Below are 16,761 nucleotides of genomic sequence, written 5' to 3' on the forward strand. Positions count from 1 at the left end.
TACGCTCTATCGTTAATTCGTTATCAGAAGAAGTCATCGGTAAATGCCAGATCAATGGTGACCTTATAGCGCTGCATCTCGATATTCAGGTCTTTGTCCTTCAGTACTAGGAAGTAATCTTTCTTACGGTCAAAATCAGTGCCAGACAATGACAATCTGACCTGTTTGACCCGATCGGCAACAGAGTCGGTACTGCTATCAAAAGTCAAAGTTTCTTCACTGGAAACTTTGAGATCCCCATCATAAATGGCAATGGATAAAGTCACTGGCATGACCAGCTCACTGACAGCTTCAGTTTGCATCAAATCAAACTTCTGGATGTTATTGACCATCTTCAGCGTGGATTTGGTAGAAATGACCTCAACTTTACGCTTGGTCCGCTGTCCAGCCTTTTCACCACGTAGCTGTTTTACCGTCAGTACCGGCACCACAATTTCCTGAGGCATGATGCCGCCATGCACAAAACGTGAGCCTCCTACAAAATGGAAACGGTTCGCCCCTTTTGGAATCCAGAAATCAGTCGCAGATAGTGTGCCTGCCGTAGCTTGGGTTGAGCCTTTCCAGGCTTCCTTGCTCTCTGGTAAACCATGCCCAATCACATAGCGTTTTTTGCTCTTCAATGTATTGGTAGGTTTTTCAGTCAAGCTTGAACGATCCACAGATTCCAGTTTACTTTGCTGGAACAAGAAGCCATGGTCGGCTGTAATCAACAGGGTGGAAATATTGAAGTGCATTAAAATTTTGCGGCTGAGTTCGGTCAGCTCTTCAATGGCATGTTCCACCGCCATAAAGGTTTCTGATTCTGTCGAGGCGCTGTCACCGCGTGCATCAATCACGTTGTGATAAACGTAAATCAGCTCATGGTCTTTCAGCGCTTCACGGCCTTCATCACGCGACCAGCCTTTTACCATTTCAGCGGTTACTGCCAATCCATTATAGGCAGCCAGAATTTTGGATCGTGCTGCAGTCCCTTTGCTGGACTGCCCATCTACTAAAACATCATCCCCTGCACTCTCTTTGTACTCCAAAGTCTGGTGTGGCAGTAATGAGGCCATGCCGAGTGTGGTGTAACTTGGCACCACTCCCAGCTGTGAAGACAAAGTCGCTTCTGAATAACGCTTTTCATTGATACGATCACACAGCTCTACTGCAGCTTCATAGCGGAAAGCATCACTGATGATCACCACAATACGGCGTTTAGTTGGAGAATTAAGCAAAGGTCTGACATGGGTATCATAGAAGTTCTGCTGATTTGGGATATCCGCCATTTTCCAGACATTCAGACGTTGCTCTGCTTCAATCCGCTCACCCCAGTTGCGTGCCAGGTGATCGATAAACCAGTAGGAATAACAATTTTCGATTTCTTCATCGAGTTTTTTGAGAATATCGACATGAGCTCGTTGCGAGGCTGCACTGTAGTGGCGATAGGCCATATCAAAGCGATACAACTCCTGCTCGTAGGCTTTATACAAGGCTTCGCTAGAGTCGAAATAAAACCCAGAATCAAACTGCAGTCGCAGGCTGAAGAGCTCAATCGCTGACTGCAACGCTGTATAGACAGTGCGATATTTACGGCGGGTTGCATCGTCCTTATGTTTGGAAGCCCAATAGCCATCCAGACGGGTAGAAATAATCGTTCTGAAATGTTCCAGTTCAGCTTTGGCTACTGCGGGGATATGACTGGCCAAATCAACAATGATCTTTTGTTCAATCACTTCAAAGGTCATGACATCGAGCAGCTGCTCCAGATCAAAAGTCCCGACCTTCTCCTGGATCCGCAGTGCATTGGCCACGGTCTGGGAGAGTGTATCGAAGGTTGGGTAGTATTTAGAACTGTCTCTCCAGCGCGACAAAAAGGCTCTGGCTGTTGCACGGGAACTGACAGAAGACATCACCAGTTCCTGGGCCCATACCGGTACATCGCCCAAGCTTTCACAGAAACCTGTGGTCATTAACCGGATAAAGAATGTACCGAGCTTGAACTGTGTTTCCCCATTCAGCTCCTCAACCGATGCTGGATAACCAATTTCCGCCTGTAATGCGGTAACTAAAGCCGGCACTAGTTGGAACTTTTCCAGTTCAGCAAAGGATTCTGGATTGACTTCCAGAGCCAGGTTCTGCTGTACCATTTCATCTGCCAGTGCCAGAACGATATGCATGAGTTCGGCACTGTCAGCCTTGACCACAGCTGCAATCATGGCCATATCCAGATTCTGTTCATCTGCATCAGGCTGGATATAGCGTTTCAATGTACTCAGACGAGCTTTGGCTTTGAGGAATTCTTCACGTTTGGCCAGATGTTCTCTTAGACTCTGCTGCTGTAAACCCAGCTCATTGAAAATAATCGAGAAACGATCGGCATAGAAGCTGCGTGAATAGAGCTTGATGTCCAGTAACCAGTCTTTTTCGGTTTCAGGCTCAGCACTTGGGAAATACAGCAGGTATTTGCCCTGCTGATCTTGCAGTTCCAGTTTGAGCTTGATCGCCAGACTCGACTCTTCTGCCATATTCAGAATCTGGACATCATTTAGCTCTAGGGCTTTGATTTCTTCAGTAAATGACTGTTCCGCATCGTACCAGAAGACAATTCGATGTTTTTCAGTGTAGAAAGCCTGTTCCAGACCTTTTTGTAATTGATCCAGATTCATGCAACTACCTCTTTTTGATCTTGAGGAACAAATATCTGGATACTATCAAGGTGAAGTAGTTTTCGTTTAAATGCTTCATCTCCTAATTGAACGTCCCATCTTTCCTCCATAAAACGAAGTAGCTCTAGACCTCGTTCTAAGATTTCTTGTGGTGTCCAATCATTCTTAAGATTGACTTCATTTTCCGAAACAGATCCATTGTAATATCCAATACCTTCGTCATTATTTTTCTTTAAATCAAAACTGTCATTTTGTAATGAAGAATTTTTTGAACGAGATAATGGCAATAAGTTACCTAAAGAATGTGTAAGCCATTTTCGTTGTTGCCCATCAAGATGGCCAAATTTACTAACCCAGTATGGATCTGTATCTTTTTGTGGATAGATATGCTCTAAAGTTACATAACCCTCCAAGCTTTCAGTAAACTCATTCCACATTAATTTGGTTGTAGGATTCTTTCCTTTCTCTTTGAGATAATGTTCATATTCATAAAGGAAATAACGAATACCCTTCCATGAGTAGAATCCATCCCTAAACTTGTATTTGTCTTCGATATAAGTGAAATAGTTATGTGGATCAAAGAATCGTGTGATTAATCCCTCTATTGAATTAATCGTTGCATCGATTGTGTTTCTCCCCGTTAAAAGCTCACGTGCTAAACCATAAATTGCTGAGTCTCCTGTATTGGCACGTCGTTGACTCAAACTAAATAAAGTAAAAGCAAACCGCTCTGCAACTTTCAGCAATTCAGAGATCTTGGTTGCAGGAGTATTGGTATTATAAGCAGCTAAGATTAGAGGTCTAAATGCATTAAAACCCAAACGTCCTAGACGATCTAGCCATAATTGCTCATCATCAGAAAGGCTATTTCCTATTGGAAAATAAGGATTATGTAAATAGAACCAATTCATAACTGACTGCTGAAGACTCGCAACATACCCTTGAATCTCTTCAATTTTTAAAGTGTCTTCTGCATTCTTTGGATGCGTGATACAACGTGCATTAAATTTTTCATCTAACAGGAATTTTTTATAATCATCCCCTTTATCACGACTGTATTTGAAATACATAATCCAATGGTTTTTTAAGAACTCATCATCTGGTAAAGGTTTTTCAGGATTTTTACCTAGATACTCATAAATGGTTTTCCATGCATCATTGATATTTTTTCGAAGCTTAGAACGCCCCTGATTGTCACGATATAATGTAGACAGATAAATCAATCGGTTTTTCAGCAATTCCAAATTGGTTAAGGATTTGCCACGATTATTCATGGTTTCAAAAGTAACAAATACATCGATCTCATCATCAATTTCATACAAGTTAAAACGCAATTTTTGCGTCAATTTTTTATATAAAACCGTGATTTCTTCAAAGCTCAGTTCCGCTAACTTTTCTTTAAAGAATTTCTTTGCATTGAATAAATTGCGTGTATACAGCGTTTCCTGCAATTGATTAGTATGAGACTGCAAACCAAAAATTTTAGTTCTTAAAAACTCATCACTTGGATTATCTTTTTCATATCCAAAGATATAGCTTTCACGAATCCCATCCGTTGGTTTTCTTTGAACAAATTTTGCTTTTAAATCAGAAACAAACTGATTTGCGATACTTTTTCCTTCAGGAACGGTTTCAATAATCGCCTGTATTAAAATAATCGCTGTCGTTAATCGCTGCTGACCATCCACGACAAAGTAGGGCTTATAATCAAGATCATCAATCAGCCATTCATCGTCTTCCCACTTCGACCAAGTTTTACGGTCTACTGCTTCTAAGGTAATAACCCCCGTATAATGAACGCGATCTGCTTCAAGTAAGGTTAAGTCTTCCCAGAAATCTTTAAGTTGTTGTTTACGCCATGCATATCCCCTTTGATAGTCAGGGATCCGAATCAGTCGATTTTCAAAAATTTCATTTAGGCTTCTTAATTGCATTATTTCTCCCCCGTCACAGCTTTCACTTCAGCCAACAAGTCCCCAAACTTGCCGTAGTTCACTTTCACCCCATCATCTAGATCCAGTGATATACGCTGATCAGCATAGTGACGCAGTTTTTCTTCAAAGCTACTCAGTTCAGCTTGTTGCTTATGTAAATCTTGCAGTTTTTTCTCGATGCGTTTGATTTCAGCCGCAGAGTCACTGCTTTCTTTTGCTGTTTCTAGAGAATTAGCATAGGCAGCCATTTTGGAAATCAGTGGCATGACGTATTCAGTACGCATACGCGCCAAGGTACTTTCGTTATAGCGGTGCAAGTACACCAACGCCTGGAAAGCCCCCTGTTTACCACTGCTAAATAACCAGTAGATCGGACGCTTTTTATAGGTTTGCATGTGGTCTTTATAGAACTTGCTGGCGAGGTAACGGCGAATCGTGTCTTCAGCCGTTTCACTGGATTTTTTATCCAAGCTTTCAGCCAGCCATTGCATATTGGTATCCAGTGTATCTTTACCCCACACTGCAGTTAAGAACTCTTGGATACGATGTGTAGCATCATCTTCAAACCAATGCATTTCGGTCAGTGGAATAATGCCATCAGCATCCGCTGGGAATTTTTGATAACGACTCGCATCAAAGTCTTGATTGCCTGCATGGGCATAGATCAAGCCAGGTTCGTCCAGGCTATAACGTCCCATCATGCAGCCAAGTGCATAAGAGACTAAACGCTGGCTGTCTTTTTCACGGTCGGCACGGGTGAGCGTGATTTGTTCATCAGGTACATCTGGCGTCAGCTCATCCTGTAAACCATAAGCATCAATAAACAGCTTATTGTTTTCTTCTTCCAGACGTTTCATCTCAGCCACGGCGTCAGCATTTTGTTGTTGCCATGTATTAAAGGCTTGTTCTAGGTTTGGCTGCCCCGTACGGATAACAGGGTTTTGAGTAAAGTCCCATGATATCTCGTAAGAATCCCAGTCGGTTTTGGCTATTTGAATTAAATTTTCTACTCTAGAGGTATGAAGATCACCAAAAGATAAATTTAATGGAACTTTGCCTACATCTCCACTAGTAAAACTCATAGTAGGATTTAATATAGATAAAAAGTACTGTCCAGCTTTTGAATTGACAGCGGCTAGCGTCGGTAATTCATGTTCGCTGTGAGCAAAAAAAGCAGAACGTCCCGTATCATCAAAAATAAAACCTGGTGGACGGAACCTAACAGCAAAAAAAGTAGAACTTAGTTTTGTCCATGTTAAACCTTGCTTAAAGAAAAATTGCGTATTCTGCGGACGTGATTTCTGTCGCCCGTCCTCATGTCGAAAGTTTCTAATTTCTTCGCCGTCATTCTTCCAGTTAACGACTGTTTCATGATTACCATACCACTTCCTGAATTCGCCACCGCTATGGCAGGGAAACCATTTTGATGAGAGAATTTTAGATTCACTGCAACTTTTACAGTTAAATGAAATATTTTGGAATGATACTTCAAACCAAATACGTTGAAATTTAGTATTGTCACCTGTAGCTAGTCCAGCTTTAGGTTCTGCTAAAAATGATAAAGATTTGTTATCCTCAAACGTTTCAATTGTCTTAGAACTCACCCAATAAGCCACAGGACTACCTGGAATTTTATTAAAGTCATCTGGTTTAGCATTAAAGAACCAACCACAACTTGGATTTTGAATAGCTTCTAATGTTTTTGGTGCTTGGTTCTCATGCCCTTTAAAATCGGAAAGCTTAATGTAACTACCCACATAATCTTTTACATGTGCTTTGGATATCGTATAGGCGCTCACAGGAATACATGCTGGTTCAAACGCATTATATTCAAGTTGAATGAGTGACTTAATTGTATTTTGAGAAACAAGTTTTTTTCGTAATTCCTCATAAGAAGAAATAAACATCCACACATAAGGTGTTACAAACGCTGTTTCCCCAGATATTTTAGAAAGGGCTTGGCAACGCTCTATAAACATTGCGAACATATCTGACTTGCTGTCTGGGAATTTCTTTTTCGCAAAATCTTTCAATGCTGTGTTCATGCCTTTGCCACCCATATACGGCGGGTTGGCAATCACGGCATCATATTGTTTAGCAAGTAATTTAGCCTGTTGAACGAAAGGCAATAACTCTTGCGCTGACTGTTGCGCAAAAATATCCCCTGATTCTAAAGCTGTATTGAGCTTACTTTCTAATTCAGGTAGCTTTTGAGAGAATGCTGCAGGAATTTGGATCAAAGAACCAAAGGTCGAAGAGTGTTCAAATAAACCCAGTAACTCTTTTAAATCTGCCTGTGCAAGACCGGTATTTGCCAAGTCCTGACTGAATGCATCCAAACGTTCAGGCTGACTATCTTGTAGCGCAATAATATTCAGCTTCGGTGGATTGCTAAATAAACGGCGGTCATCCTCACGTGCTTTCATCAACAGCGCAAAGCTAGCGAGCTGTGCTGCACGGGTATCAATATCAATGCCGTACAGGTTATTTTCCAGAATCAAACGTGGAATATCACGGCTACGGTAACCCCGTTCCAAATAAATCGCTTTTAGGCAATCATAGGCTTCCACCAAAATATGCCCCGAACCACAGGCCGGATCCAGCACCGTAATACTTTCAGGGTTTAAAGTATCGCCATCTTCACTGATCCGTACATCAATCAGCTGTTTCAGTTGTGCATTAACTTCATCACTTTGTTCCGCTGGCTGAATATAGTATTCCCAATCAATGGATAGGGTACTTTCTGGATGTGCCATCATCCATAGACGGCCCACACTGTTCTGTACCAAATATTTCACAATCCAGTTTGGGGTGAAGAGTTGGGTTGCTGCAGGAATGTCTTCACTTTTGACGACTTTACCAATCACCTGATCTTTCTTTTCAGAAATATAGAACTGATACAACCAGCCAATAATTTGCACATCCGACCAATCCTCTTCCGGAATGCTGCTGACCAGATCACGAATCAAAGAATCGGTTTTGGTCAAATTGTCAGGTAATAGTAGTTCAGATTCATCAGACACCTGTTCGAACAGCAGTGGCATCACTTGGTTTAATGCATGACATTGGGCCAGTAACACTTCCCGATACAGTTCTTCGTCTTTATTGCCATCCAGTTTGAGTTCAGCCACACGACTGGCATTTAAACCCGGTAGCTCAATATCCAGACATTCTTCCAAAATCTGTGGCAAGCCTGCACTACCATCGGCACTGCTCAGTACACGGCGACCATGATCCAGTAAGCCTTTGCATTCCATGTAGCGAATCGCACAAAGACGGTTAAACCAGCTATAAGCGATATAATCAATCGTCTGCTCAAAACTGCTGGTTTGAATGCGTTTGATCAGCTTGTCACGTGGTTTCATGACTGATAGCGGAAAAACCTGATCGCCAATCAGCAGCAAGTCGCCTTTCTGTTCTGCCGGTAAAATGCGGTCTGCGGTGATGCCATATTTGGCCGCTTGCTTGCGCATCGCTGCGATAAAGTCGTTACGTGCTTGCGGTGCGTATTTTTTAATATTACTGGTATTCATCTTTAAACCTTTAATTAATGACTGATGCCGATATCCCTAAGCCCTGTTAGCGGATACGCACACGCTTTTTATCACTCACGATTTTTTTCAGTTCAGCTTTGAGTGCGTCTACAAACTGATCCACTGATTCTTCTGTTTCCAGATAGACACTACTGGAGGTTTTGCTGTAAATGCTGGCGACATCGACTTCGACAACAGGTTTCGGTGGCACTACGGCTGTCGCAGGCTGTACCGGACTCACAGCAGGTGTTGATGTAGCTGGGCTGGAGGTGGTTGCAGTGTTGGTTACACTCTCTGCTTTGCTCTGAGCCAGTTGTGCTGCTTTGGCCTGACGCTGAATTTCCGCCTGAACTTCGCTTTCCAACTCATACAAGGCTTCATCAAAACGCTCCACGGCGGTTTGGGTTTGCAGCATATAGATGGTGGATAGGCTGCTTTCCACTTCAATATCTGCTTTCAGCAGTTGTAGTGGGCGTAATAGCTTGTTACTCAGCTCAGCGCTAGCAATGCCACTGTTTTTAATCTCGGCTTCTAACTGCTTGATCTTGTCATCAATGTGTTCTATCGCTTGATTGCGCTTCTCAGTCAGCAATTGCTCATTGACGCTTTCCACTGTGCGAACCAAATCAGCCACTTTATTTAACAGGCCATAGGGCGATTCAAGGGTCGAAATACGGTGTAATTCGGAGAGGGCTTTTTTTGCCACATCATCACTGCCCAGCGCCTGTTTGTTTTTCTCAAAATGACGTAAGGCTTGCTGTAGTTGCTGCCAGCTCGGCATCTGGTTGCTAAAGAATTCATGAATATCACGGTAGTCTTCTTCCAGATCCAGATAGTCGTCCTTGTTCTCAACCACGGCTTTAAAGAAATCGAAGCTGTCGCTATTGGCCAGCAAGCGCTCCAAAGTCAGAATCGATTTTTCAATCACTTTCTTGCCCGGGAACTGCCCGACATCAGTTTTGCTTTTGTACGACTTAAAGTTGGCTAACCAGTTTTTAAAATGTTGGGTATAGAATTCAAACAGCTCTTTCTCTGTCGCTGGTCCCATCGCCGAGAATAGGTCTTGGGTCAGTTGGCGTGCCTGTTTCAAGACCTGATCATCAGTCTGGCGCTTTTTAATAATGGAAACATCACGGCGACGGCGGCTGTTTTGTAAGGGCTCAAAGGCATCTTTTAACTGTAAGCTGCCGCCATTTAACTGCAGTGAAATCCGCCCAATTGCCGCCAGCTGACCTACCAGCAATAAAATCTCGGCATCTGGCCAGCCATAAGGGCGTTTGGCAAAACGGTCTATCACATCTGAGACTAGAATACGCTCTGTACCGGTGGCCCGTAGTGCAATGTACTGTTCCACTTCCTGTAGGGCTTTCGGATTGCTCTGACCGCCATCCAGAGACAATCCGAGCTGCGCCATATCATCCACAGTCAAGACGGCGTTCAGTTCACGCCAGGCATCCTGCTGATAGACCTGCAAATAGCTCAGTTTGGTATAAGTGTTTTCCAGCAAATAACGACAAGCCTCATCCAGCTTGGTGGTTGGACTTGAAGATGAAAGTTGTAGATGTTGCCCCAAGGCATAACTTTCCGCCTCCAGCAACATTTCTTCGACCCGGACACGCAGACGTTTTTTACGCTCCTGATTCTCAGGACCACGGTCTGCCAGAATACGGGTGATATCGGACTGAGTGCCATCATCATTTAAGCGGATGAATTTATTGGTTTTCAGCCAGGTGCGCAGTTCATTAAAGAACTGTTTATCATCTGCCAGTTTAAACAGCACTTGTCCTTCGGCCTGAGTACTTTTACCAATACAGTAAGCTTCAGTGTAGAGGTTGTATTCCGTATCCAGTGGAGAAATGATTTCAACTTTCAAATCGCTCTCATACTTGCCATCCAGGCTATGACCATCCAGAAAACGACCAATCTGATAGTCCATCTTGTTGGCTTGATGGCGGTATTTGTTCTGATCGCGCAGTAAATCTTTAAAGATCAGGTTGGCTAACTCTTTATTTTCTTCTGAAGCTGCTAAGTCAGTGGCTTTAATTTTGCGGGTAATGTCCCGCTCTTCATTGGTCAGGAACAGGAACTCATCGCCATTCCTCGTAATCAGGCTCTCTTTTTCTAGACGCTGCAGGCTCTCTTCAATCCGCTTGCGCAATGCCAGCTTATCTTCATCAATTTTCTCAATCGATAAAGTCACCAGGTTATCCAGCGTACCTTTGATGATATCGACATAGCGGATCATGAACAGGGTACGCAGCATCTGCACATCAAAACCATCCAGGGTCTTATTCTGCCCTGCCTGGTCGATGGTACGCTTCACTGCAGTATCCAGGAAGCCTTCGACTGAAGTATAGAAGCGGTGGAAAGGAACCAGGGCACCGACTTCATCGGTGGCAATCGCATTCGCGGCCATCTGGAACGCATCCAGCATGGACCGTTCACCATAGGCCAGATGTGCACCAGTCGCACCGACTTTACGGATTTCTTCAAATACTTTTTGCACCAGCTGGAAATGGTACGGCGCAAAAGGATAGTTATGAATAAAACTGTCTGGCCCCTCATAGTTCTTGAGGGTTGGGCCTGAACGGTCAAAGGTAATCTGATTTTTTAAGATATCGCCCTTTTGCTCAAACACCGATCTGAGCAATGCTTCTGCTTCTGGGGTTTTACGTAATAAACGTTTCTGGATGACTTCATCGGTATTGGAACTTGACAGTGATAAACGGGTTTTAAAACGTCCAGCAATCTTGGAGAAGTCATTGGCTTTTGAAGAAGACATCTCACCTAAAACAGCATCGATGTCTGCCTGCGAGGTGACGATAATCCAAGCGCGGCCTTTACAGATCGTACCCAAGTTTTCAGTAATGGTTTGCAGTGTCAGCATCAAGCGGGTATCACTGCCAATAAACTGCCCCACTTCATCAACCAAGAACAACATGCGTTGCTGGGGTCCTTTGCTGTCCAGGTATTCTTTCACCCACTGACAGAAGTTTTCCACCGAAACACTAAAGGTCTGCTCAGAATCCTCAAACCATTTATGCGCAGCTTCAGCAGATAAGTTGAGGGCTTGAGAAATCGCGGTTTCGACATCATCCTGATAGAACTGATAGCCGTCACGCTCCTCTAGCCAGGACATGCCGCTGGATTCCTCAAACGCCTGTTTAAAGCGCTCATACACACCTTTCTGACTCAGGTGACGTTCCATATGGGCAATATGTGGATGGTCAGCACTAAACCCCTGATATTCGTTAAACACGCGTAAAAACACATTCAGAATCGGATTGCCATCATCATTGGAGCTGGCTTTACTGTCGATGTTAAATAGGATGACATCGGCATGATGGCTAACGGCCTTGCCAATATCCGCACGGATAAACGCATCCCGGATTTTGCTTTCATCAAAGAATTCTGCAGCACTGCGTTCGTTACCTTCCGCGTCACGTGCCACTTTATTGGCCAGAATATACGATAAGGTTTTCAGGAAGTGTGATTTACCTGAACCAAAGAAACCTGAAATCCACACACCGACTCGGTTGGCAATGGAAGGATCGCTCAGGTCTGTGCCATAAGACTGGAAAAAGTCCCGAAAATGCTTTTCCAGCTCATTGGTGACCACGTATTCATCGAGTTCCTGATATACCGTAGTATTGTCATTCTGGTCTGCCTTGACCACCCCGTTTATCGCACGATCTAATGGCTTGTAAAAAAGTTCTTTAATGTTCATCTCAATTCATTCCCCCGAATTCTTATTTCTATTTGCCGTGTTTAAGGCACTAATCTGAATGCTCTGTAGTAATTGTTGCTTGGAATTTTTCCAAATAAACTCATCGCTTGACCGTCGTAATAGCCTGGGTAAAACAGCACCACTGGCTTATGTCCCAGTAACGAATGCAAACTATTCAATAAGTGATGGGCACGTAACAGTGGCCAAACCGACCCTACCCCAGTCATCAACACAATATCTTGCGCATTGGTGGCATATTTACTCACCAGATACGGCGCGAACTTATCCATATGCAGTGGGCCCTTTAAGGCTTTGAGCAGCGCTTCATCGCCTTTGGCTTTTTGCATTTGAATGGCTTTATCGATGAAGTTACGCTCAGCCAGATAATCCACCACGGCTTGCAGCAGGTTGATATTCACCACCTTCAGCTGACTGTGTTTTTTCTCCAGCATCCCGTCTAGAAAATGCAGATATTCGCGCACTTTCAACTCATCTTCAGGTGCATAATCAAAAATCCAGAAGCCAATTTCATTACCCAGTCCTTGACCGGTCAGAAATTCGGTTGAAAGAATTCGCTCTGGAATCTGGTTCAGACGCTCATGTATTGTTTGACTCATTACCGCCCCTCTACAACTAACGCGTCCATACCGACACTTCCATAGATCTTTTAATGCGTTGTTTATAATGTTTTTCCAACAGGCTACGTAGCTCTGCTCTGACGATCACACGCTGCAACTCCAGCTTACGGGTACTTTTTAAGTAACCAGCTTCTGTCAGCATGCGAAAGACCACCTGCCCCATTTTTTTCTTGCTGGACTCTTTCCATTCACAGATATCCAGATCTCGTTGTGTACGTTCCTCCAAAAAGTCGGACCAGATATAACTGTCCAAGTATTGAGCCTGAGAGATATAAGCTTCTCTCATCACCGTTTCCATAAACTCAAGCAGCAACAGGTTGCGTTCCAATGCACCACAAAAAGCCACCTGGGTCGCCAGCTCATCATCGCCATCACGCACAGCTTTCCAGAAATCAGGTTCTAAACGCTCCAGACGCTTGCGAATAGCGGTGGCATTACGTTGCGCCGAAGCCGCAGTTCTTTTTTGCAGAATATTGTCCACCTGAATCGCCTGATGCCATTGCTCTGTTGTGGCTTCACGCAATAACAGATCCGCGATTAACCGACTTTCACGCACCATCAATGAACCACCAATCAGGTCACTGTCATAATGAAATTGCTCTAACATGGCCAATCTCCTATGAGGTCTGATCAAACAGATAAGACGACAGCTTTTCGGTATCTGAACGTTGTAAAACCAGTGGATATTTCAAGGCATCTTCCGCCTCAGCCAGCGTGATTGCGGTCTGATAGCGCTGCAAGGTATAGTGAGCCAGGGCTTTTTTCACCGGAATCTGTAATCTGCCATCTGGCATGCCAAAGTCTTTTTCGACAAGAGCTTTTTGAGCTGCATTCAATTTTGGATTCGGGATCAGCGTCAGTACAACTTCTTCATGCCATTGCTGATCCTGAGCTGGGTCTACTGGCTCAATCGCCATCACAACAGGTGTGCGATCAATTCTGGAGAGTAAAAAGTCCTTAAACTGCTTGCTCTGATGGCAATAGGCGCGGACATGCCAACGGAACCCGGTATACACTAGAGTATGTGGAGAAATCACCCTTTCATGCCAAACCGGATTATTCATGGAGGCATAAATAATTTTTAAAGTGCTTTGTGTTCGGCAGGCACGGAGCACTTCGCGGAGCACTTCTGGGCGAACACTACGATCGGGTAACTGCACCGCTGAAAGGTGGGCTTCTGGAGTGGCTATTAGGGCATGTGATTCACTCACCAAACCTGAAAGCATATTGAGATATTCATTGATATGAGTTGTGGTCAGCACTGGTTGGAAACTGGCTTTAGGTACATAGCCCTTGACAGAAGGATCATGAAACAAGGCATCAGGGTTATATAACGTATTGTAGCGTTTGATATCCGCAGAGGCTTGCTGGCGACTGAGTCCAAACCAGTTCATTAAACGCGTGGTGATTAAACGTCCTTCCCAATACGCCAGTAGCTCAATGGCTCGCATTCTGAGAAATACTTCATACTTATCTGTCGTCATATACAATCAGTCAATAAATAGTGGCTCAAATATACCCCACAACAAATTTACAGTAAACATGTTTTACAGTAAATTCAAATAATCTTTTATATCATCTCAAGATTTAATAATTTGCTTATTAATACTCCCCAAGAGCATCATTATTATAAATCTAAGCCGTAATCGACCACATTTTATTAAAGACAGACAAGATTATCTATTTTAAGATGCAACATTCGTAATTAGCACATTAATAAAGTTTTATTTTGGGATATAGTACGCAAAGAGGCAACACACTGATGTGAATGGAATCAGGAGCAGTGGTGATTTGAAAAAATCGAGCACAAAAAAAGAAATGATCTTGTCAACAGCAATTCAACTGTTCACTAAAGAGAGTTATATCACTGTTGGCGTGGATAGAATTATTGATGAATCTCAGGTTGCCAAAGCGACCTTTTATAAGCATTTCTCATCTAAAGAAAATCTAGTCATTGCCTGCCTACAACGTTTGAAAGATGAGATTCGAGTCAGTGTAGAAGATCGTATCTTTAACCTATCGACACCATTAGCAAAACTATATCAGCTTTATATGTGGTATATCGACTGGATTGATCAAAATGGTGGTAAAGGGTGCCCATTTCATAAAGCACGAATGGATGTAGCTGAGTTATACCCACCTATTTTAATTACGCTAGATGAATATCGGAGCTGGTTATTCCAACAAGTATCATTGCTATTTGAACAATTAGAAGTTAATGATCCCCGAATGTTAACCAACCTATTTATTCACATTTTAGATGGTGTAATCAGTGATTCAGCTATAGATGAAAGCCTACTTCAACCTCAAAAAACATGGGTATATATCAGAACATTAATTGAGCTTGAAATGGAAAATTTTAAATAAGTATTTTGTATAGCATTTCTCCACGCACTGATAGTTTTACACATTGATAACAATTAAAATCCGGATAAAAAATAGACAAAAACTTCACTCTTATAGTAATTTTTAATGTGTTCTGAGATCAGTCAGTTCACAATTAAAAAGGAAGGGATTCTTATGTTCGAAGACTTTTTAGTATCATCAGATACAGCCGCAGTTCTCAGCTTCATTGCATTTCTCATCTTACTTTTCATTGGTTCAAACAATAAAAATATTGGAATTTTCCACAGTGTTTTTAATGTTTATCAATACCTAAAAAACCGAAAAATAGAATATCTGAAGAATCAATTGGCCTCCCCCGTTGTTGAGGAAGAGGATAAAAAAACATATCAGAATGAGTTAAGCGTTGTGACACTACAAAAAGAACTCAATCTCAACGAAAAAGACTTACAGAAGCTGCGCTGTATCAAACGTAAAACCGACAGTGAATTTACTGCAAGACTCTATAAAAACTGTAGTTCGTTGCTTGTATTTGATTATGTTACTAATCAATTCAAACTCGCTAAACCAATTGACCCTAAACGAGCTAAACAACTTGAGAAGATCGGAGTATGTCTTTTCTTTACGTCTGGACTATTCGCCTACGGGTTCTTGCTTTATATGCTCTATATCTACGATATGCCACTCCACAATACGAGAGATATTTTAGCTTGGGCTGGTATCAATTATTTTCTGATGTTTGCAATCGTTTTCATAGGAACTCGGATATTAAAATTCTTTATGAAACAATCAAATGCTTTAAGATTTATTGAATTATCTGAAAGAAATTTGACTCCCCAACAAGAACTGCTACATACGACACAAAAAGAACAAAAATAAAAAGTCGTACCACAAGGTGCAAGAAACCCTAAGACTTCTTGCACCTGATCTAATTCACCGCCCTAACACTCTGTGCCAATCCCTTTTGCAGCGATCTAACATCTGTATGAACACCCTCAGTTTGGCTCTGTTGCTCCTGCTCATCACTGTGATAGAACTCTTTAACCACATCTAATCCCTCCTCACTCTCCACTTCAAACTTGGCATTAGCATAGCCTTGTCGTGCCACCTCATCTAAAGCCTCTTGATAAAATCCAGCCTGCCTGCTTTGCTCATCAATCTGTTTTGCCGTTGTAATCGCTTCTTGTAGACTCGTTCCATCACGCAAAGTTAAATCCACGTAATAGATTGGGGTACGATAACTTTGCGTGGTGCTTTTACCACGCAGGGTAAGTTGCAATGGCAAGCATGAAAGCAGCTTGCCCGAAGCAGCATGGTAATAAGCTAATCGGGCTGCCAAGGTTCGAATACTATTAAAACCTGTAGTTCTAAAGATGAACGTACCGAACTCATCATTGTCATCCAAATTGACATAAAGCCGACCATAAGGTTTGCATAAGCCACCTTGTGCTAATGAACAGAGGCCTGGTGATGGGCAAGGATGCTGTTCAATACCCTGCTGTCCTGATCGTTGACAGGTTTCACCATTACCGATACAGATGGGACGTCCAGTCTGCCGATCGAATAAAGTGTATTCAGCTCGTAGGTTGAGTTCAGGATCATTAAAAATCATGCGAACTGGAATACTACGAAGTTTATTGTTGCTAGACTTCGTTCGCAGGGTTTCATCCAATGGATGTTTCACCCAACCATCTTTACCTTGAATTTGGCTGGTAATGGTAAATTGATCATCTTTTTCAGGGAGTCGTTTGCCGTTCTTTTCGATGACTTTGCCAATACTGATACGCCCCAATATTGGTGGTGTGATAGCTAAACCTTTAATCATATTTGGCCTCATTATGTTCGTTAAATAAAAATCCCATGCTGTTTAACGGCATGGGATCATGGGCGGTATAGGTTGAATAAGCGGTATGATGTAATCCGCTTGCTGTGTTGTTT

At 42.7% G+C, this 16,761-nt stretch carries 10 protein-coding genes; 2 read left to right on the forward strand and 8 right to left on the reverse strand.

Annotated features, from left to right (window positions below; all coding sequences use genetic code 11):
- Positions 1–23: 23 nt before the first annotated feature.
- The 7 genes from pglZ to EGS71_RS08365 are packed head-to-tail and all read right to left on the reverse strand — an operon-like array spanning position 24 to position 13,964.
- Positions 24–2,648 carry a BREX-1 system phosphatase PglZ type A gene (gene pglZ, locus EGS71_RS08335; protein WP_002011041.1) on the reverse strand — a complete coding sequence of 875 codons (2,625 nt, stop codon included), beginning with the start codon at positions 2,646–2,648 and terminating at the stop codon, positions 24–26.
- Positions 2,645–4,582 (reverse strand): DUF262 domain-containing protein, encoded by a 1,938-nt coding sequence (locus EGS71_RS08340; protein ID WP_002010861.1) that lies wholly within the window; start codon positions 4,580–4,582, stop codon positions 2,645–2,647. Before EGS71_RS08340 ends, pglZ begins: the two co-directional genes overlap by 4 nt.
- Complete coding sequence (gene pglX / locus EGS71_RS08345) at positions 4,582–8,115, reverse strand: BREX-1 system adenine-specific DNA-methyltransferase PglX (protein ID WP_002010858.1); 3,534 nt, start codon at positions 8,113–8,115, stop codon at positions 4,582–4,584. The genes EGS71_RS08340 and pglX overlap by 1 nt, the downstream gene beginning before the upstream one ends.
- 46 nt (positions 8,116–8,161) lie before the next feature.
- Entirely contained in the window at positions 8,162–11,842 is a 3,681-nt protein-coding gene (brxC, locus tag EGS71_RS08350) for a BREX system P-loop protein BrxC (RefSeq protein WP_002010901.1), read from the reverse strand.
- Positions 11,843–11,883: 41 nt separating this feature from the next.
- The gene (locus tag EGS71_RS08355) at positions 11,884–12,459 is read right to left on the reverse strand and encodes a DUF1788 domain-containing protein (RefSeq protein ID WP_002010699.1); all 576 of its coding nucleotides are present in this window, start codon (positions 12,457–12,459) and stop codon (positions 11,884–11,886) included.
- A gap of 16 nt (positions 12,460–12,475) precedes the next feature.
- Complete coding sequence (locus EGS71_RS08360) at positions 12,476–13,087, reverse strand: DUF1819 family protein (protein WP_002010701.1); 612 nt, start codon at positions 13,085–13,087, stop codon at positions 12,476–12,478.
- Positions 13,088–13,097: 10 nt separating this feature from the next.
- Complete coding sequence (locus EGS71_RS08365) at positions 13,098–13,964, reverse strand: WYL domain-containing protein (protein WP_025464976.1); 867 nt, start codon at positions 13,962–13,964, stop codon at positions 13,098–13,100.
- A gap of 334 nt (positions 13,965–14,298) precedes the next feature.
- On the opposite strand from EGS71_RS08365, the gene EGS71_RS08370 reads away from it, so the two are divergent.
- Together EGS71_RS08370 and EGS71_RS08375 are read left to right on the forward strand one after the other, a co-directional pair.
- Positions 14,299–14,847 (forward strand): TetR/AcrR family transcriptional regulator, encoded by a 549-nt coding sequence (locus tag EGS71_RS08370; protein ID WP_046879593.1) that lies wholly within the window; start codon positions 14,299–14,301, stop codon positions 14,845–14,847.
- Positions 14,848–15,000: 153 nt separating this feature from the next.
- On the forward strand, positions 15,001–15,702 hold the full coding sequence (locus EGS71_RS08375) for a hypothetical protein (RefSeq protein WP_031946305.1): 702 nt from the start codon (positions 15,001–15,003) through the stop codon (positions 15,700–15,702).
- Positions 15,703–15,751: 49 nt separating this feature from the next.
- Here EGS71_RS08375 and EGS71_RS08380 read toward each other — a convergent pair whose 3' ends face one another.
- Positions 15,752–16,648, reverse strand: coding sequence for a hypothetical protein (locus EGS71_RS08380; protein ID WP_002010875.1), 897 nt, complete (start codon positions 16,646–16,648; stop codon positions 15,752–15,754).
- Between the last annotated feature and the right edge of the window lie 113 nt (positions 16,649–16,761).

This window comes from Acinetobacter sp. FDAARGOS_559 (assembly GCF_003940475.1).
Classification (GTDB): Bacteria; Pseudomonadota; Gammaproteobacteria; order Pseudomonadales; family Moraxellaceae; genus Acinetobacter; species Acinetobacter baumannii.